General features: G+C 71.5%; 17 protein-coding genes. 11 read left to right on the top strand and 6 right to left on the bottom strand.

Annotation, left to right across the window (positions count from 1 at the left end):
* The first annotated feature begins 241 nt into the window (after positions 1-241).
* The gene (locus tag ACIBK8_RS20700) at positions 242-481 is read left to right on the top strand and encodes a DUF397 domain-containing protein (protein ID WP_399043265.1); all 240 of its coding nucleotides are present in this window, start codon (positions 242-244) and stop codon (positions 479-481) included.
* Between the two features lie 74 nt (positions 482-555).
* Here the strand turns inward: ACIBK8_RS20700 and ACIBK8_RS20695 are convergent, their stop codons facing one another.
* Complete coding sequence (locus ACIBK8_RS20695) at positions 556-1038, bottom strand: ATP-binding protein (protein ID WP_399043264.1); 483 nt, start codon at positions 1036-1038, stop codon at positions 556-558.
* Between the two features lie 302 nt (positions 1039-1340).
* Here ACIBK8_RS20695 and ACIBK8_RS20690 point away from each other — a divergent pair, with 302 nt between their 5' ends.
* The 4 genes from ACIBK8_RS20690 (at position 1341) to ACIBK8_RS20675 (ending at position 5203) form a co-directional block, all read left to right on the top strand.
* Positions 1341-2204: a helix-turn-helix domain-containing protein gene (locus ACIBK8_RS20690; RefSeq protein ID WP_399043263.1), complete on the top strand. Its 864-nt coding sequence runs from the start codon at positions 1341-1343 to the stop codon at positions 2202-2204.
* A gap of 84 nt (positions 2205-2288) precedes the next feature.
* Positions 2289-3746: an aldehyde dehydrogenase family protein gene (locus ACIBK8_RS20685; protein WP_399043262.1), complete on the top strand. Its 1458-nt coding sequence runs from the start codon at positions 2289-2291 to the stop codon at positions 3744-3746.
* A gap of 146 nt (positions 3747-3892) precedes the next feature.
* On the top strand, positions 3893-4444 hold the full coding sequence (locus ACIBK8_RS20680; RefSeq protein WP_399043261.1) for a DinB family protein: 552 nt from the start codon (positions 3893-3895) through the stop codon (positions 4442-4444).
* Between the two features lie 78 nt (positions 4445-4522).
* Positions 4523-5203, top strand: coding sequence for a PadR family transcriptional regulator (locus ACIBK8_RS20675; protein ID WP_399043260.1), 681 nt, complete (start codon positions 4523-4525; stop codon positions 5201-5203).
* 27 nt (positions 5204-5230) lie between these two features.
* Here ACIBK8_RS20675 and ACIBK8_RS20670 read toward each other — a convergent pair whose 3' ends face one another.
* From ACIBK8_RS20670 to leuE, 3 genes are all read right to left on the bottom strand, one after another.
* Positions 5231-6646: a glutamate decarboxylase gene (locus ACIBK8_RS20670; RefSeq protein ID WP_399043259.1), complete on the bottom strand. Its 1416-nt coding sequence runs from the start codon at positions 6644-6646 to the stop codon at positions 5231-5233.
* A gap of 16 nt (positions 6647-6662) precedes the next feature.
* Positions 6663-7322: an NAD(P)H:quinone oxidoreductase gene (gene wrbA / locus ACIBK8_RS20665; protein ID WP_399043258.1), complete on the bottom strand. Its 660-nt coding sequence runs from the start codon at positions 7320-7322 to the stop codon at positions 6663-6665.
* An 81-nt stretch (positions 7323-7403) separates the two neighbouring features.
* Complete coding sequence (gene leuE / locus ACIBK8_RS20660) at positions 7404-8066, bottom strand: leucine efflux protein LeuE (RefSeq protein WP_399043257.1); 663 nt, start codon at positions 8064-8066, stop codon at positions 7404-7406.
* A gap of 115 nt (positions 8067-8181) precedes the next feature.
* On the opposite strand from leuE, the gene ACIBK8_RS20655 reads away from it, so the two are divergent.
* The gene (locus ACIBK8_RS20655; RefSeq protein ID WP_399043256.1) at positions 8182-8940 is read left to right on the top strand and encodes a MerR family transcriptional regulator; all 759 of its coding nucleotides are present in this window, start codon (positions 8182-8184) and stop codon (positions 8938-8940) included.
* Between the two features lie 73 nt (positions 8941-9013).
* On the opposite strand, the gene ACIBK8_RS20650 is transcribed toward ACIBK8_RS20655, so the two are convergent.
* Entirely contained in the window at positions 9014-9382 is a 369-nt protein-coding gene (locus tag ACIBK8_RS20650) for a YbjQ family protein (RefSeq protein WP_399043255.1), read from the bottom strand.
* A 215-nt stretch (positions 9383-9597) separates the two neighbouring features.
* Here ACIBK8_RS20650 and ACIBK8_RS20645 point away from each other — a divergent pair, with 215 nt between their 5' ends.
* The gene (locus ACIBK8_RS20645; protein ID WP_399043254.1) at positions 9598-10308 is read left to right on the top strand and encodes a DedA family protein; all 711 of its coding nucleotides are present in this window, start codon (positions 9598-9600) and stop codon (positions 10306-10308) included.
* A gap of 242 nt (positions 10309-10550) precedes the next feature.
* On the top strand, positions 10551-12296 hold the full coding sequence (locus tag ACIBK8_RS20640; protein WP_399043253.1) for a threonine/serine exporter ThrE family protein: 1746 nt from the start codon (positions 10551-10553) through the stop codon (positions 12294-12296).
* Positions 12297-12443: 147 nt separating this feature from the next.
* Here ACIBK8_RS20640 and ACIBK8_RS20635 read toward each other — a convergent pair whose 3' ends face one another.
* Positions 12444-12938 carry an inorganic diphosphatase gene (locus ACIBK8_RS20635; RefSeq protein ID WP_108151010.1) on the bottom strand — a complete coding sequence of 165 codons (495 nt, stop codon included), beginning with the start codon at positions 12936-12938 and terminating at the stop codon, positions 12444-12446.
* Between the two features lie 86 nt (positions 12939-13024).
* Between ACIBK8_RS20635 and dacB the strand changes: the two genes are divergently transcribed.
* The 3 genes from dacB (at position 13025) to tilS (ending at position 17095) form a co-directional block, all read left to right on the top strand.
* The gene (gene dacB, locus ACIBK8_RS20630; protein ID WP_399043252.1) at positions 13025-14641 is read left to right on the top strand and encodes a D-alanyl-D-alanine carboxypeptidase/D-alanyl-D-alanine-endopeptidase; all 1617 of its coding nucleotides are present in this window, start codon (positions 13025-13027) and stop codon (positions 14639-14641) included.
* Between the two features lie 85 nt (positions 14642-14726).
* Entirely contained in the window at positions 14727-15854 is a 1128-nt protein-coding gene (locus ACIBK8_RS20625) for a zinc-dependent metalloprotease (RefSeq protein ID WP_399043251.1), read from the top strand.
* A gap of 233 nt (positions 15855-16087) precedes the next feature.
* Positions 16088-17095 carry a tRNA lysidine(34) synthetase TilS gene (gene tilS, locus ACIBK8_RS20620; RefSeq protein WP_399043250.1) on the top strand — a complete coding sequence of 336 codons (1008 nt, stop codon included), beginning with the start codon at positions 16088-16090 and terminating at the stop codon, positions 17093-17095.
* The last annotated feature ends 40 nt before the right edge of the window (positions 17096-17135 follow it).

Here is a 17135-nt window from a genome sequence, read left to right as displayed (position 1 = left end):
GTCTCTCCACCGGCTCGCCCCCCGTGGCGCCGGTCCGCCCCGTCCCGCCGCGTCGGGTGCCGGACAGTAAGGGGCGGTTACCGGCCGAATATACGTACAGGTGTACGGCAGGGCGGGCGCTCGACGTGCAGTGACGGCGTCGGCACCCCCTGTCGTGCACTTGCATCTGCGCATGCATCTGCATGTGAACGCGGCTATGATCCCGGGCAGTTGAAGACCAGTAATCACCCGGGAGACTCCTGTGCCCCACGCATACAACGGCATGGCCGCAACGGATCTCCGTGAGGTGGCGTGGCAGAAGAGCCGGCACAGCAACTCCCAGGGCTCCTGCGTGGAGTTCGCCAAGCTTCCGGGCGGGGAGATAGCGGTGCGCAACTCCCGGTTCCCCGACGGGCCCGCGCTCATCTACACGCCGGCCGAGGTCGAGGCCATGCTGCTCGGCGTCAAGGACGGGGAGTTCGACCACCTGGTGCGCGACTGAGGTCCGGAAGGACTGCGCGCGGGGGCGGACTGGCCCGGTGGCCGCCGTGCCCGCGCGGGGGGCGGTCGGCCGGGTTACGGCAGCCGGAAGAGCGCCCACACGATCTTGCCGTGCGGGGTGCCCGACAGCGGGTGCCAGCCCCAGCTGTCGCTGAACGAGTCGACGAGGTGCAGTCCGCGCCCTGACTCCGCGCCGGAGTCGGCCTCGCCCGCGACCGGTGAATCGTCGCTGGGGTCGCGCACCGCACACACCAACCGCGAGGACCAGCGCATCAGATGGAGCCGGGCCGGCGGCGGGGTGTCGGCGAGTGTGGGGGCGGCGAGCACGGCGTGCCGCAGCGCGTTGGTGACCAGCTCGGACACCACCAGGCCGACCCCGTCGAAGAGGTCGTCCAGGTCCCACCCCTGGAGCGTCTCGCGGGTGAACTTCCGCGCGCCGCTCACCGATTCGTAGCGTGGCGCGAGGGTGCAGGAGGCCGATCCGGAGACTGCCCAGGGGTCGACGGGAGGAAAGCCCTGCCACAACGGCTCGAGCATGGTCAAAACCTTGGTCCCCATGCGAGGCACTCCTGGCGTTCGCGGACGGCCGGTCAGCCGGATCTGGCGGATCTTTCACGAGCGTGCATGCGTGCGACGCCCATGGTTCCGAATGCGTACGTCAGATGCAAGGGCAGATGCACGTGCACGTGCCGCGATTGCGGGAGAGCGTTCCGGTTCGCGGTCAATTCTTCCTGCCGTCTTCTTGCGGAAGGGGCGGACGGGCCTCACATATCAGTAACCGGATGAGCACTCAACGATGCGGGAACGTGGCAGACTGCGGCGCACTATTGGGCGGGTGGGGCCACGGGAGGGTCGGAAAGGTGTCCGCAAGTGAGTCGAGCGGGTCGGTGGTGCGGCGGATTCTGCTGGGATCGCAGCTTCGCCGGCTGCGGGAGTCGCGCGGGATAACCCGGGAAGCGGCGGGCTATTCGATCCGCGCATCCGAATCGAAGATCAGCCGCATGGAGTTGGGCCGGGTCAGCTTCAAGTCGAGAGATGTGGCGGACCTCCTCGCGCTGTACGGCGTCGGCGACGAGAAGGAGCGCGAGGCGCTGCAGTCGCTCGCCCGCGAGGCCAACGTCGCGGGCTGGTGGCACAGTTACTCCGACGTGCTGCCCGGGTGGTTCCAGACGTACGTCGGCCTGGAAGGCGCCGCCTCCGCGCTGCGTACCTATGAAGTCCAGTTCGTACACGGCCTGTTGCAGACCGAGGAGTACGCCGACGCCGTCGTCAGACGCGGCATGCCGGACGCCGCGCCGGCGGAGGTGGAGCGCCGGGTCGCGCTGCGTCTCGAACGGCAGAAGCTGCTGCTGGCCGAGCGGCCCGCGGAGTTCCACTGCGTGCTCGACGAGGCCGCGCTGCGCCGCCCGTACGGCGAAAGACAGGTGATGCGGGACCAGTTGAGACATCTGATAGCGGTGTCGGAGCGGCCGAACGTGCGCCTCCAGATCATGCCCTTCGGTATCGGCGGGCACGCCGGTGAGAGCGGGGCCTTCACCATGCTGGGCTTCCAGGAGTCGGGCCTGCCGGACATCGTCTATCTGGAGCAGCTGACCAGCGCCCTGTACGTGGACAAGCCCGAGGAAGTGGCGCTGTACGCCCGGGTGATGGACCGCCTCCAGGAAGAAGGCCCGAATCCGGCCGAGTCCCGGGATCTCCTTCGTGGTCTACTCCAATTGATGTGACGCGTGGGTAGGATGACAAACCATCAGGAGTCAGCACCCCCCAATGCGGCGCCCTGAGCGCCCTGTTCTCCAGATCGGGTTCGCATGTCCTACTTCGACGACGTGGCACATCAGTTCATCGACGGCGAGTGGCGCTCAGGGAGCGGCTCTTGGGACATCGTCGATTTCAACCCCTACAACGGGGAGAAACTGGCCTCCATACCGGTCGCCACGGCCGAGGAGATCGACCAGGCGTACCGCGCGGCGGAACGTGCGCAGCGCGAGTGGGCCGAGGTCAATCCGTACACCCGGCGGCTGGTCTTCGAGCGGGCGCTGAAGATCGTCGACGCCCGCGAGGCGGAGCTGTCCGACGCGATCGCCGCCGAGGTCGGCGGCACCCACGCCAAGGTGGGCTTCGAGCTGCACCTGGTCAGGGAATTCCTGCGGGAGGCCATGCAGTTGGCGCTGCGCGCCGAGGGGCGCATCCTGCCCTCGCCCGTGGACGGCAAGGAGAACCGCCTCTACCGGCTGCCGGTCGGCGTCGTCGGGGTGATCAGCCCGTTCAACTTCCCGCTGCTGCTGTCGATGAAGTCGGTCGCCCCCGCCATCGCGCTGGGCAACGCCGTGGTGCTCAAGCCGCACCAGAACACCCCGGTCTGCGGCGGCGGTCTGGTCGCCAAGATCTTCGAGGAGGCGGGGCTGCCGGCCGGTGTGCTCAACGTCGTCGTGACCGACATCGCCGAGATCGGTGACGCGCTGATCGAGCACCCGGTGCCCAGGGTGATCTCCTTCACCGGCTCGGAGAAGGTCGGCCGGCACGTCGCGACGGTCGCCGCATCGCACTTCAAGCAGACGGTGCTGGAGCTGGGCGGCAACAGCGCGCTGGTCGTCCTCGACGACGCGGACCTCGACTACGCGGTGGACGCGGCGGTCTTCAGCCGCTTCGTCCACCAGGGCCAGGTCTGCATGGCGGCCAACCGCGTGCTGGTGGACCGCGCGGTGGAGCGGGAGTTCACCGAGAAGTTCGTGGCGAAGGTCGCGTCCCTGAAGGTGGGCGACCCGGTGGATCCGCAGACCCACATCGGGCCGCTGATCAACGAGGGGCAGGCCGAGGCGGTCTCGTCGATGGTCGGCCGGGCCGTCGCCGAAGGGGCCACCGCGCTCGTCCACGGCGAGGCCCGTGGCACCCTCGTCGCGCCGAGCGTGCTCGGTGACGTACCGGAGGACTCGTGGATCCTCGGGCAGGAGATCTTCGGTCCCGTGGTGCTGCTGGTGCCCTTCGACGGCGACGAGGAAGCCGTCAGGATCACCAACGCGTCGCCGTACGGGCTGAGCGGGGCGGTGCACACCGCGGACATCGAGCGCGGGGTGCGGTTCGCCAAGCGGATCGAGACCGGCATGATCCACATCAACGACGGCACGGTGCACGACGAGCCGATCGTGCCGTTCGGCGGCGAGAAGAGTTCCGGCGTGGGCCGGCTCAACGGAGACGCGGTGGTGGAGGCGTTCACCACCACCAAGTGGATCTCCATCCAGCACGGCAGGTCGCGCTTCCCGTTCTGAGGCCCGCCGGGACCTGCGTCCCGGTTTTCGCGCGACACCGGAGCCATGCGGACAGCCACTGTCCGCATGGCTCCGTAGCGTTCGAGGTGTCGGGAGGCGGGCGGCACACAGCCGTACCGCCCCGGGACTTCACGAAAGGCGGCGTCATGCCCACTCACGTTCCTGCCGAGGCCCATGGTGACGAGCGCGGTGCGCTCCTGGCCTTCCTGGAGGCGCAGCGCGGCGGGCTGCGGCGCGCGGCGCTCGGGTTGAGCGAGGAGGACGCGCGGCGGCAGCCGACCGCGGGCGAGCTGTCGGTCGGCGGGCTGCTCAAGCACGTCGCGGAGACCGAGCAGGGCTGGGTCGAGACGGCGCAGGAACTGCCGCACTCCATCGCCAGGGACCAGGATTCCTGGCCGCTGAGCTTCCGGCTCTCGGACGGCGAGACGGTCGGGAGCGTGCTGGCCTTCTGGGACGAGGTCGCCCGCAGGACCGAGGAGTTCATCCGGTCGGTGCCGAGTCTGGACGACACCTTTCCGCTGCCGGATGCGCCGTGGTACCCGCCGCGGGCCAGGCAGTCGATGCGCTGGCTCGTGCTGCACCTGATCGAGGAGACGGCCCGGCACGCGGGGCACGCCGACATCGTCCGCGAGTCCCTGGACGGCAGGACCGCCTTCGCCCTGGTGGACGAGGAGCGGGCAGCGCAGCAGGGGGCGTAACGGGCGGTATCCGTCCCCTCTAGGGTGGCCTTACCGGGTGCGCAGGGCTCTCCCGGTAAGGCCAGGGGCGGAGGGACGATGTCGGCGATCCGGCTGCTGGTGCTGGGCGCGGTGCGGCAGCACGGGCGGGCGCACGGCTATCAGGTGCGCAACGACCTGGAGTACTGGGGCGCCCACGAGTGGTCGAACGCCAAGCCGGGGTCGATCTACCACGCGCTCAAGCAGATGGCGAAGCAGGGCCTGCTGCGGGCCCACGACCTCGCGCCGAGCACGGCGGGCGGCCCGCCGCGCACGGAGTACGAGGTGACCGCCGCGGGCGACGCGGAGTTCTTCTCGCTGCTGCGGGCCGCGCTGTCGCAGCCCGACCGGAAGACCGACGAGCTGAGCGCAGGGCTCGGCTTCCTCGTCGACCTGCCGCGCGCCGACGCGGTGGCGCTGCTCAGGGAGCGGGTGCGGGCGCTGGCGGAGTGGCGAGCCACGGTCACCGAGTACTACGCACCCGATGGCGGCCCCGAAGTGTTCGGCCACATCGGCGAGATCATGAACATGTGGGTGCACTCGGCGGACAGCGGCGCCGCGTGGACGCGCGGCCTGATCGAGCGGATCGAGGGCGGTGCGTATGTGTTCGCCGGGGAGGGCGATCCGTTCGTCGGGGTGCTTCCGGACGGCGCCGCCAACCCGTACGCGGCGGGGGAGCGCGGCCGGCCGGGACGCGCGGGGCGGGACGCCGAGGGGGACGACGGCCCCGGCGGTGGCTGAGCGGCGCGGCCAGGCCACCGGCGCCGGTCAGTGGTGGAAGGCCGTCGCCTCCGCCTCCGAGCGGCCCAACGGGCATTCCTGGCGGCGCAGTTCGGGCAGCAGCTGGATCAGGTCGGCGAGGAAGAGGTCGGCGAGGTCGAGCGAGAAGCCGTTGCGGCAGACCACCCGCAGTACGGACAGGTCCTCGCGGTGCGGCGGGAAGGTGTAGGCGGGCAGCAGCCAGCCGCGTTCCTTCATCCGCCGGGACACGTCGAAGACGTCGAAGGCGGTGACGTCGTCGGCGGTGGTGAAGGCGAAGACCGGCAGCTCGTCGCCGTGGGTGAGCAGGCGGAAGTCGCCCAGCGCGCCGATGCGTTCGGTCATCGAGCGGGCCACGTCGCGGGTGGCCTGCTGGACGGCGCGGAAACCGTCCCGGCCGAGCCGCAGGAACGTGTAGTACTGCGCGGCGACCTGCGCGCCGGGCCGGGAGAAGTTCAGGGCGAAGGTCGGCATGTCGCCGCCCAGGTAGTTGACGCGGAAGACCAGCTCTTCGGGCAGCGCGTCGGTGTCCCGCCACAGCGCCCAGCCGACGCCCGGGTAGACCAGGCCGTACTTGTGGCCCGACGTGTTGATGGAGGCGACCCGCGGCAGCCGGAAGTCCCAGGGCAGTTCGGGGTCGAGGAACGGCGCGATCATGGCGCCTGACGCCCCGTCGACGTGCACCGGGATGTCGTGCCCGGTGCGCTCCTGGAGAGCGTCGAGCGCCGCGCACACCTCGGCCACCGGCTCGTACGAACCGTCGAAGGTCGAGCCGAGCACCGTCACCACGCCGATGGTGTTCTCGTCGCAGAGTGCCGCGGCGGACTCGGCGTCGAGGTGGAAGCGGTCGCCCTCCATGGGCACCTGGCGCGCCTCCACCTCCCAGAAGTTGCAGAACTTCTCCCAGCAGACCTGGACGTTGGCGCCCATGACGAGGTTGGGCCTGGCGCTGCCGGGATAGCGGTCCTTGTTGCGCAGCGCCCAGCGCCGCTTGAAGGCCAGCCCGGCGAGCATGCACGCCTCGCTCGACCCGGTCGTCGAGCAGCCGACGGTGGCCGACGGGTCGGGCGCGTGCCACAGGTGGGCGAGCATCGCCACGCAGCGCTTCTCCAGTTCGGCGGTGCGCGGGTACTCGTCCTTGTCGATCATGTTCTTGTCCCGGCACTCGGCCATCAGGACCCCGGCCTGCGGCTCCATCCAGGTGGTGACGAAGGTCGCCAGGTTGAGGCGGGCGTTGCCGTCCAGCATCAGCTCGTCGTGCACGAACTGGTAGGCGGTGTGCGGGGAGACGGGGCCTTCGGGCAGGGTGTGCCGGGACGGCGAGCTGCTCATGCCGGCGACCGGGTCCGCCTCGCCGTAGAACGGGTTGACCGGGTGCCGGGCCCGCTCGCGGTCGCCGCCGGATGCGCCTTTGTGGAGAGTCATCTGCCGCGGGTGCCCCTCAATCCGTGCCGGAGAGACCGGACTTGAGCGCCCGGGTGAGCTTCACCACGCGCCGGGCCTGGATTCCGGCCGCGGTGCGGGCGTCGTCGTCGAGCGGGGTGTCGGGACCGCCGACGTGCGAAGTGCCGTACGGATTGCCGTCGGAGAACTTCGCCGGTTCGGTGTAGCCGGGGGCGACGAGGACGCCGCCGAAGTGGTGGACGGTCTGGTAGAGCGCGAGCAGGGTGGATTCCTGGCCGCCGTGCCGGGTCGCGGTCGCGGTGAAGCCGCTGTAGACCTTGTCGGCCAGCCTGCCCTGCTGCCAGAGGCCGCCCAGGGTGTCGATGTACTGCTTGAGCTGGGACGTCACGTTGCCGAAGCGCGTGGGGGTGCCGAAGATCACCGCGTCCGCCCAGAGCATGTCCTCGGGGACGGCCTCCAGGATGTCGGCGGTGGCGGCGGCGTTCGCCGCCCAGGCCGGGTTGGATTCGACGGCGGCCTGCGGCGCCAGCTCGGCCGCCCTGCGCAGCCGCACCGCGGCCCCGGCGTGCTCGGCCGCGTCCGCGATGAGCTGGGCGAGCTGGGCGACGGTGCCGGTCGACGAGTAGTAGATGACCGCTACGTTGACGGCCGGTCCTGCGGGTCCTTCGTGTCCGTCAGGGGCGTCGGGCGGGGACATGGCGCACCTCCTGACCCCGAACATAGGGGCGCAGGAGGTGCGGTGGCCTGCGGTGTACGGCCAAAGGGCGCAGCGGCCGGATCAGCCCGCGCTGGCCATCGACAGCTTCGCCGCGAAGCCGAGGAACGCCGCGCCCGCGCCCGCCGACAGACCGGCCGTCAGCTTGCGGCGGCGCCGGAAGGTCGCCGCCAGGTACGTCCCGCTGAAGATCAGGACCGACAGGTACGTGAAGCTGAACAGCTGCGCCCAGGCGCCCAGCGTCAGGAACGACAGCACCGGGTGCGCGTACGACGGGTCCACGAACTGCACGAAGAAAGAGATGAAGAACAAGATCGCCTTCGGGTTGAGCAGGCTGACCACCAGCGCCCTGCGGTACGGCCGCTCGACGGCCGCCTTCGGCTCCGCCTGCTCCCCCTCGCGGGCGGCCCGGCGTGCCTCCCGGCCGCGCCACAGGGCCACCGCGCCGCGCAGCATTCCGAACGCCAGCCAGGTCAGATAGCCGGCGCCCGCGAACTTGACGATCGTGAAGAGCACCGGGCTGGTCTGCAGCAGCGAGGCCACGCCGCCCGCCGACAGCGTCATCAGCACCGTGTCGCCGCAGAGCACTCCGGCCGCCGCGCGGTAGGCGACGCGCGGGCCGCGCCTGGCCGCCACCGAGACGACGTACAGCGAGTTCGGGCCCGGCAGCAGAATGATCAGCGCGAGGCCCGCCAGATACGTGGAAAGGTCCGTTATCCCCAGCATGGGACGAAGGATCGCACCCCGGGGCCGTTCCCCCGCACGCCTTTTCAGGATGCGGACTTGCACCTCACGCGGCGGGAGGGGGGAGCGTGGCACACGTACCGGGAAAGGAGCGGACATGAGTTACCCGGTGGGACGGATCGCGGGCATCGCCAAGGTCACGGTGCGCACCCTGCACCACTACGACGAGATCGGCCTGCTGGTGCCCGGCGCGCGTAATCACGCAGGTCACCGGCGGTACACCGATACCGATCTGGACCGGCTCCAGCAGATCCTCTTCTACCGGGAGCTCGGCTTTCCGCTCGACGAGGTCGCGGTGCTCCTGGACGACCCGGACGCCGATCCGCTCGCACACCTGCGGCGCCGGCGGCAGCTGCTCGGCGAGCGGATCGGCCGGCTCCAGGAGATGGCCGCGGCCGTCGACAAGGCGATGGAGGCACGAAGGATGAACGTACGGCTCACACCGGAGGAGAAGTTCGAGGTGTTCGGCGACTTCGACCCCGACGTGTACGAGGACGAGGTCCACGAGCGCTGGGGCAGGACGGACGCGTACCGCGAGTCGCAGCGCAGGACCGCCGCGTACACCAAGGACGACTGGAAGCGGCTGACCGCCGAGATGGACGCCGTCCACGAGCGGATGGCCGCCCTCCTCGACGCGGGGGCGGACCCGGCGTCCGACGAGGCGACGGCGGTCGCCGAGGAGCACCGGCAGTTCATCTGCCGGGCGTATTACGACTGCACCTACGAGATCCACACCGGGATCGGCAGGATGTACGTCGACGACGAGCGGTTCACCGCCACCTACGAGGCGATCCGCCCCGGCCTGGCCGTCTACCTGCGCGACGCCATCCTGGCCAACGCGGCGCGGCGGGCCTGACCTGCGGCGCGGTCGTCGTACGGCGGTGCGGCGGCCGGTCCGGGGAGCGCGCCCCCGGGCCGGCCGCGCCGGGTCAGCTCTGCGGGGCGAGTACCACCGCGGTGCCGTAGGCGCACACCTCGGTGCCGACGTCGGCCGCTTCGGTGACGTCGAAGCGGAACATCAGCACCGCGTTCGCGCCGCGCGAGCGGGCCTGCTCGACCAGGCGCTCCATGGCCTGGTTACGCGTCTCGACCAGGGTCTTGGTCAGGCCCTTCAGCTCGCCGCCGATCATCGACTTCAGCCCGGCGCCGATCTGGCTTCCCAAGTGGCGGGAGCGGACGGTCAGTCCGAATACCTCGCCGATGACCTGCTGCACGGCGAAACCGGGTACGTCGTTCGTCGTCACCACCAGGACGTCGGACTGGGGTTGCTGTCCGCCGCCGTACTCCTCGATGCCCATGGGTGCACCTCCTTGGCGATCAGCATTGCGTGGTTCGGTCCGCCGGGCCAGTCCGTCCGGGACAACCGCGGGGGTGCGGCCGTCCGCGGGGCCGGATGGAACCACGGGCCGTCATCCGGCGTTGATAGCTTGGGGCCGCACACTGCGCCCGTATCCCCGTCGCTTCCCCGTCGCACTGCGCGATCCGGCGCCCTCGACCCAGGAGCCTTCACCCCGTGAACACTCTCGCGCTCGGCCCCCAGTGGCTGGACCCGGATTACCTGATCGCGACGTACGGCCTGATCGGCGTCCTGGTCATCGTCTTCGCGGAGTCCGGCCTGCTGATCGGCTTCTTCCTGCCGGGCGACTCGCTGCTGTTCACCACCGGCCTGCTGGTGACCACCAACAAGATCGACCTGCCGCTGTGGGCGGTGTGCGCGCTGGTCGTGCTGGCCGCGGTGCTCGGCGATCAGGCGGGCTATCTCTTCGGGCGCAAGGTCGGCCCCTCGCTGTTCAAGCGGCCCGACTCCCGGCTGTTCAAGCAGGAGAACGTCGAGAAGGCCCACGACTTCTTCGAGAAGTACGGCCCCAAGTCGCTGATCCTGGCCCGCTTCGTCCCGATCGTGCGGACGTTCACGCCGATCATCGCCGGTGTGAGCCGGATGAACTACCGCTCGTTCCTGATCTTCAACATCATCGGCGGCACCCTGTGGGGCGCGGGTGTCACGCTGCTCGGCGCCGCGCTGGGCAACATCGAGTTCGTGCACAAGAACATCGAGGCCATGCTGGTCCTGATCGTGCTGATCTCGGTGGTGCCGATCGCCGTCGAGTTCCTCAGGGCCCGCGGCAAGGCCAAGAAGGCAGCCGCGGCCGAGGTGCCGGGCCAGGCCGCCGCCCCGCAGCCGAACGGCGGCGACGGACGCCGCGGCCGGCACGCCAAGCGCTGACACCCGTACGGGCGCCGCGCCGCTCCGCGGCAGGCGGCGGCGGGCGCACCGGGGGCGCGCAGCCGGTGCAGGACCCGCACCCGGAGCGCGGGCCGCACCTCCGCGGCACGCCGGCGCACCCCCGAACCACCCTCGCCGGCCCGTAGGGCGACCGGGAAACACCCCCCGGCCCGCGCGCACCGGGACGCCATCAGGCATCGTGTCCTTGACGGTCGCATGAGGCGTACGAGGAGCGAAGAGACGTGGCGTCGGACCCACAGCGCGGCCAGCGCGGCACCAACGGCACACCGCACTCCCAGAACGGCTCCAAGAGCGCGCGGAACGGCAACGGCACCACCTCGTCGGGCAACGGCCCCGAGCCGTTCGACGAGGACCGGAAGCCGACACCCGACGAGGCGCGCAGCGCCTTCACCCCGCCGATGGGCGTGCCGTACCCGCCGCTGCCCGAGGACGAGAGCAGCACCACATCCGAGTTCGCGCTGCCCGAAGGGCTGCGTCCGGAGGCACCGGCGGAGCAGGAGGGCTCGGCGTTCGCGCCGCCCGGCGGATTCCCGGCCTTCACACCGCCGCACGGCATCCCCGTCATCAGCCTCACCAAAGAGGCGCCCTGGCAGGACCGGATGCGCACCATGCTGCGGATGCCGGTCCACGAGCGCCCGATCCCCGAGCGGACCGAGCGGACCGACGAGACCGGGCCCGCCGTCCCGCGCGTGCTCGACCTGACGCTCCGTATCGGCGAGATCCTGCTGGCAGGCGGCGAGGGCGCCGAGGACGTCGAGGCCGCGATGTTCGGCGTCGCGCACGCCTACGGCCTGGAGCGGGTCGAGCCCACCGTCACCTTCACGCTGCTGTCCATCTCGTACCAGCCCTCGCTGGTCGACGACCCCGTCACGGCCAGCAGGACGGTGCGGCGGCGCGGCGTCGACTACACCCGGCTGTCCGCGGTCTTCCGGCTCGTCGACGACATCACGTCCGATGGCATCACCCTCGAAGAGGCGTACCGCGGCCTCGCCGAGATCCGCCGTAACCGCCACCCGTTCCCCAGCTGGGCGCTGACGCTGGCCTCCGGGCTGCTGTCCGGCGCCGCCTCCATGCTGGTCGGCGGCGGGCTGCTGGTGTTCGTCGCGGCGGCGATCGGCTCGATGCTCGGCGACCGGCTCGCCTGGCTGGCGTCCGGGCGCGGGCTGCCCGAGTTCTACCAGTTCGTGGTGGCCGCGATGCCGCCCGCCATGATGGGCGTCGGCTTCGGCCTGATCCACGCCAACGTGCAGGCGTCCGCGGTGATCACCGGTGGGCTGTTCGCGCTGATCCCGGGACGGGCGCTGGTCGCCGGCGTCCAGGACGGCCTGACCGGCTACTACATCACCGCGTCCGCGCGTCTCCTGGAAGTCGGCTACCTCATCGTCGGCATCGTCGTCGGCGTGCTCGGCGTGCTGTACATCGGGCTCCAGGTGAATCCGGGGCTCAGGCGCCTCAACCCCGAGGAGGCGCTGCACGTCTACAACGAGCCGGTGGTGCAGATCGGCGCGTCCATGCTGCTGGCGCTGGCGTTCTGTGTGCTGCTTCAGCAGGAACGTCACACCGTCGCCTTCGCCACGCTGAACGGCGGGGTGGCCTGGGTCGTCTACGGCGCCCTCGCCAACGTCGCGCGGCTCGACGCGGTGCCCGCCACCGCCATCGCCGCCGGCCTCGTCGGCCTCTTCGGACAGCTGCTCTCCCGCTACCGCTACGCCTCAGCGCTGCCCTACGTCACCGCGGCCATCGGCCCGCTGCTGCCCGGTAGCGCCACGTACTTCGGGCTGCTCAACTTCGCCCAGGGCAACCTTCTCGACGGCATCTCGTCGCTGATCAAGGCGGTCTCGCTGGCGCTGGCCATCGCCGTCGGCGTGAACCTCGGAGGCGAGGTCGCCCGGCTGTTCCTCCGCGCCCCAGGACCCGAGGCGGTCGGCGGCGGACGCCGCGCCGCCAAGCGCACCCGCGGCTTCTGACCCGGGCCCGACGGCCCTTCCGGCGCGCCCGCCCGCCCCGACACGCACGAACGGGCGGCACCCCGACCGGGTGCCGCCCGTTCGCGTACGAAAATCAGCGCACGCGCCGGAACCGGGGGCCGGTGAAGGCCCCCGGAAAGGGCCACGTCAGTGGGCGCCGCCCTGCGCCTCCAGGCGCTTGTACGACGCCTCGATCTCGGCCTCGGCTTCGGTGCGGCCGACCCAGTTCGCGCCCTCGACGGACTTACCGGGCTCCAGGTCCTTGTAGACCTCGAAGAAGTGCTGGATCTCCAGGCGGTCGAACTCCGAGACGTGGTGGATGTCCCGCAGGTGCTCCACGCGCGGGTCGGACGCGGGCACGCACAGCAGCTTGTCGTCGCCGCCGGCCTCGTCCGTCATCCGGAACATGCCGATGGCGCGGCACTTGATGAGGCAACCGGGGAAGGTCGGCTCGTCCAGGATGACCAGCGCGTCCAGCGGGTCGCCGTCCTCGCCCAGGGTGTTCTCGACGAATCCGTAGTCGGCGGGGTAGCTGGTCGAGGTGAAGAGTCGACGGTCCAGGCGGATCCGACCGGTCTCGTGGTCCACCTCGTACTTGTTCCGCGAACCCTTCGGGATCTCGATGGTGACGTCGAACTCCACGGGTGGCTCCTCCATGATCAACACATAGGTCTGGTGATTAAGTGTCCCCCACGCAGGTGTGTGGTGGCGAAAGGGGCTGGTCCGAGGTGCCGGAGACCGGATCGTGGCAGGTCAGATGGCAGTCGGCGCAACGGTCGGCGAAGTCCGCCGCGCGCACCGCGTCGCGCACCGCGCAGGCGGCCGGGCGTGACGCAGCACAGGCATGGCGGTCCGCACCGCTGCGTACGCGGCAGACCTGGCGGCTGACCACGGTGTCCGCCGTCGCCGGTCTGGCGGTCGCGACCGCCGCGGTGGCGACGGCCGGGCCGTGGGACTCGGGTCAGCGTACGGCCGAGCGGGCCCGCGCAGGGGCAGCGGCCCGAACAGGTGGCGAGCATCACGCCGGAGCACCCGGCCCGGGAGCGGATCCGGGCCCCGGCACCCCGCAGGTCCTGCCCGCGCTCGGCACCCCCGCCCAGGGCACGTCGGACCGCGCCGCGGCGCCCGCGCCCACCAAGGCCGGGCTGTCCGACGCGCTCGCCCCGCTGCTCAAGAGCGAGGCGCTGGGCCCGCTGCGCAGCGCGTCCGTCCTCGACGTCGCCTCCGGGCGGGAAATCTTCAGCGCCGAGCCGCACGCCGCTTCGACCCCCGCCTCCACCGTCAAGCTCGCCACCGCCACCGCCGCGCTGTCCACGCTCGGGCCCGACCACCGCATCCTGACCACCGTCGTGGCGGCCCCAGGGAAGGGCGGGAAGGGCAAGGGCGCGGGCAAGCACCGCATCGTGCTCGTCGGCGGCGGCGACCCGACGCTCACCGCCCGCCCGCCCCGGGGCCCCGCCGACCAGCGCCCCGCCAACCTGCGCACCCTCGCCGACGACACCGCCCGCACGCTCAAGAAACGCGGCACCACCGAGGTCGCCATCGGCTACGACACCTCGCTCTACTCCGGGCCCCGCCTGCACCCCATCGGCCCCAACGAGAACATCGCCCCGGTCAGCGCCCTGATGGCCGACGAGGGACGGCTCGACGACAGCGACCACGGCACGGCGCCACGGGACGCCGACCCGGCCGCCGCCGCGGCCCGTGCCTTCGCCGGCCTGCTCCGCGCCCGCGGCATCGACGTCCGGGGCACCCCGGCAGCGGCCCACGCCCCCAAGAAGAAGGCCGACCGGATCGCCGCGGTCCGCTCGCTGCCGCTGTCCGACCTCGTCGAACGGATGCTGACCCACAGCGACAACGACATCGCCGAAGGTCTTGCCCGGCAGACCGCCGTCCGCGCGGGCGAGCCCGCCAGCTTCGCCGGCGCCGCCACCGCCGTACGCAAGGCCCTCGCCGACCGGAAGCTGCCGCTGGCCGGCGCGAAGTTCGCCGACGGCAGCGGCCTCGACCGCGACGACAAGGTCACCGCTGGACTCCTCTCCCACCTCCTGCTGCGCGCCTCCGCACCCGACCACCCCGAGCTGCGCCCGATCGTCACCGGCCTGCCCGTCGCCGCCTTCACCGGTACCCTCAGCGACCGCTACAGCCACACCGCGGGCGCCGGCGCGGTACGGGCCAAGACCGGCACCCTCACCGGCGTGAACACCCTGGCCGGCACCGTCGTCGACGCCGACGGACGGCTGCTGGTCTTCGCCTTCATGACCAGCGGCACCACCGACGCCCAGGGCGCCCAGGAGGCGCTCGACACCCTCGCGTCGGCGGTCGCCAACTGCGGCTGCCGCTGAATCCCGGGCCGCGCGGCGGCAGGCGCCCGCACCGCAAAACCCCGGTCGGCTACCCCCGAGCCAACTGCCCACGTACCGTGAACGCATGACGAGCATCGGTGGTGTCGAGATGGTCGACTGGAATCTCGCGGTGGCGACCGCGACCCGGTTCGTGCGGCCCGGTCCAGAGGTGAGCCGCGACGAGGCGCGGGCGATCGTCGCCGAGCTGCGCAGGCACGCCAGGTCATCGGAGGAACACGTCCGCGCCTTCACGCGGATGGCACAGCCGGGCCCCGCGGGCGAGGCGCCGCACGACACCCCGGTCCTGGTCGTCGACAGGACCGGCTGGATCAAGGCCAACGTCGCCGGGTTCCGCGCGGTGCTCAAGCCGCTGCTGGACAAGATGGAGACCCGCCGCTCCAACGGCCCCGGGGGAGCCGTGCTCGGCGCCGTCGGCGGCAAGGTGACGGGCGTCGAACTGGGCATGCTGCTGTCGTTCCTGTCCTCCCGCGTCCTCGGCCAGTACGAGACGTTCGCCCCGGCATCCCGCGAACTGCCCGCCGCGGCCCAGGGCGGCAGGCTGCTGCTCGTCGCGCCGAACATCGTGCACGTCGAACGGGAGCTTGAGGTCGACCCGCACGACTTCCGCCTGTGGGTGTGCCTGCACGAAGAGACCCACCGCACCCAGTTCACCGCCGTCCCCTGGCTGCGCGACCACATCGAGGGCGAGATCCAGTCCTTCCTCGCGGAGACCGACATCGACCCCGGCACCCTCCTGGAGCGGCTGCGCGAGGCCGCCCAGTCGCTGGCCGGCGCCAGGCCCGAGGGCGAGGAGGGCGAGGACGGCGGGCGCTCCCTCGTCGACCTCGTGCAGACCCCCGTCCAGCGCGAGATCCTCGGCCGGCTGACCGCCGTGATGTCCCTCCTGGAGGGCCACGCCGACTTCGTCATGGACGGCGTGGGCCCCGACGTCGTGCCCTCCGTCGCGGAGATCCGCGAGAAGTTCCAGAAGCGCAGGGCCAGCGGCGCAGGACGGCTCGACCTGGCGCTGCGCAAGCTCCTCGGCCTGGACGCCAAGCTGCGGCAGTACCGCGACGGCGAGCGGTTCGTGCGCGCCGTCGTCGACGACATCGGCATGGACGGCTTCAACCGCGTCTGGACCTCGCCGAACACCCTCCCCACCAAGCAGGAGATCGCCGCGCCCGCCGACTGGGTCGCCCGCGTGCGGGGTTAGGCCGGTCCGGGACGTCGCGTCCGAGAAGGGGAGGCACGGTAAGGCAGCTGGGAGCCGCACACACCTCGCACGGCAGATGAATGCCCCCTCAATCACCCTTCTGAGGGACCGTGACCGATGGATAGGCGTGCAATGCTCGGGGAACTGCTCGCCTCTGTCACCATCTAGGCACTCTGTGTGACGAATTGCTCGTCACGCGCCGAGGCTCCCCAGCTGAACGATTGGAAACGGACATGGGTCCCCATCCAGCGGTCGCCGCGATACGCCTGGCGGTCCGCCGCGTACTCCACGACGTGTTGAACCAGCACTGCGCGCAGGAATCGGCCGAGCCCCCGCTCGTGCTCGCCGCCTGCTCCGGCGGCGCCGACTCCACGGCGCTCGCCTCCGCCCTCGCCTTCGAAGCGCCCAAGCTCGGCGTCCGGGCGGGCGGCGTGACCATCGACCACGGCCTCCAGGCCGGCTCCGACATCCGCGCGGCCGAGGTCGTGCTGCGGCTGCGCGGCCTGCGGCTCGACCCGGTCGAGTCGGTCGCCGTCTCCGTCGGCAAGGGAGGCGGCCCCGAAGCCGCCGCCCGCGACGCCCGCTACGCCGCACTCGACGCGACCGCCGACCGCCTCGGCGCCGCCGCCGTCCTCCTCGGCCACACCCGCGACGACCAGGCGGAGACCGTCCTGCTCGGCCTCGCCCGCGGCTCCGGCACCCGCTCGCTCTCCGGCATGGCCGCCACCACAGGACGCAACGGCCGCTACCGGCGCCCCTTCCTGGAACTCGACCGCCAGACCGCCCGCAAGGCATGCCTGATCCAGTCGCTGCCGGTCTGGGACGACCCGCACAACGCCGACCCCTCCTACACCCGCTCCCGGCTGCGCCACGAAGGGCTGCCCGCGCTCGAAAAGGCCCTCGGCAAAGGCGTCGTGGAGGCCCTGGCCCGTACCGCGCAGCTCTCCCGTGACGACGCCGACGCCCTGGACTGCTGGGCGGCCGACGCGGAGCGGACGGTCCTCGTCGAGGACGGCGCCCTGGACGTCGCCGGGCTGTTCGCGCTGCCCGCCGCGGTACGCCGCCGGGTGCTGCGCAGGGCCGCCATCACGGCGGGTGCGCCGGCCGGTTCGCTCTTCGCCCGCCACGTCGAGGAAGTGGACCGGCTGATCACCGCCTGGCGTGGTCAGGGCGCCATCAACCTCCCCGGGCGGGTCGGTGTTCGACGGCAGGGTGGCAGACTGGTCATTCGGCAGGGCTGAGCCGCAGGACTGCCCCGCTTCACCAGTCTCACGACTGACA

This window comes from Streptomyces sp. NPDC050161 (genome assembly GCF_044460025.1).
Classification (GTDB): domain Bacteria; phylum Actinomycetota; class Actinomycetes; order Streptomycetales; family Streptomycetaceae; genus Streptomyces.
Note: the sequence above shows the minus strand (reverse complement) of the source record. Positions and strands in the feature narration are given on the sequence as shown.

Excerpts from the sequence above, each read along its gene's own strand:
- ACIBK8_RS20695 (WP_399043264.1), bottom strand. The coding sequence starts at position 1,038 with ATGGGGACCAAGGTTTTGACCATGCTCGAGCCGTTGTGGCAGGGCTTT.
- ACIBK8_RS20685 (WP_399043262.1), top strand. The coding sequence starts at position 2,289 with ATGTCCTACTTCGACGACGTGGCACATCAGTTCATCGACGGCGAGTGG.
- ACIBK8_RS20680 (WP_399043261.1), top strand. The coding sequence starts at position 3,893 with ATGCCCACTCACGTTCCTGCCGAGGCCCATGGTGACGAGCGCGGTGCG.
- ACIBK8_RS20675 (WP_399043260.1), top strand. The coding sequence starts at position 4,523 with ATGTCGGCGATCCGGCTGCTGGTGCTGGGCGCGGTGCGGCAGCACGGG.
- ACIBK8_RS20670 (WP_399043259.1), bottom strand. The coding sequence starts at position 6,646 with ATGACTCTCCACAAAGGCGCATCCGGCGGCGACCGCGAGCGGGCCCGG.
- wrbA (WP_399043258.1), bottom strand. The coding sequence starts at position 7,322 with ATGTCCCCGCCCGACGCCCCTGACGGACACGAAGGACCCGCAGGACCG.
- leuE (WP_399043257.1), bottom strand. The coding sequence starts at position 8,066 with ATGCTGGGGATAACGGACCTTTCCACGTATCTGGCGGGCCTCGCGCTG.
- ACIBK8_RS20655 (WP_399043256.1), top strand. The coding sequence starts at position 8,182 with ATGAGTTACCCGGTGGGACGGATCGCGGGCATCGCCAAGGTCACGGTG.
- ACIBK8_RS20650 (WP_399043255.1), bottom strand. The coding sequence starts at position 9,382 with ATGGGCATCGAGGAGTACGGCGGCGGACAGCAACCCCAGTCCGACGTC.
- ACIBK8_RS20625 (WP_399043251.1), top strand. The coding sequence starts at position 14,727 with ATGACGAGCATCGGTGGTGTCGAGATGGTCGACTGGAATCTCGCGGTG.
- tilS (WP_399043250.1), top strand. The coding sequence starts at position 16,088 with ATGGGTCCCCATCCAGCGGTCGCCGCGATACGCCTGGCGGTCCGCCGC.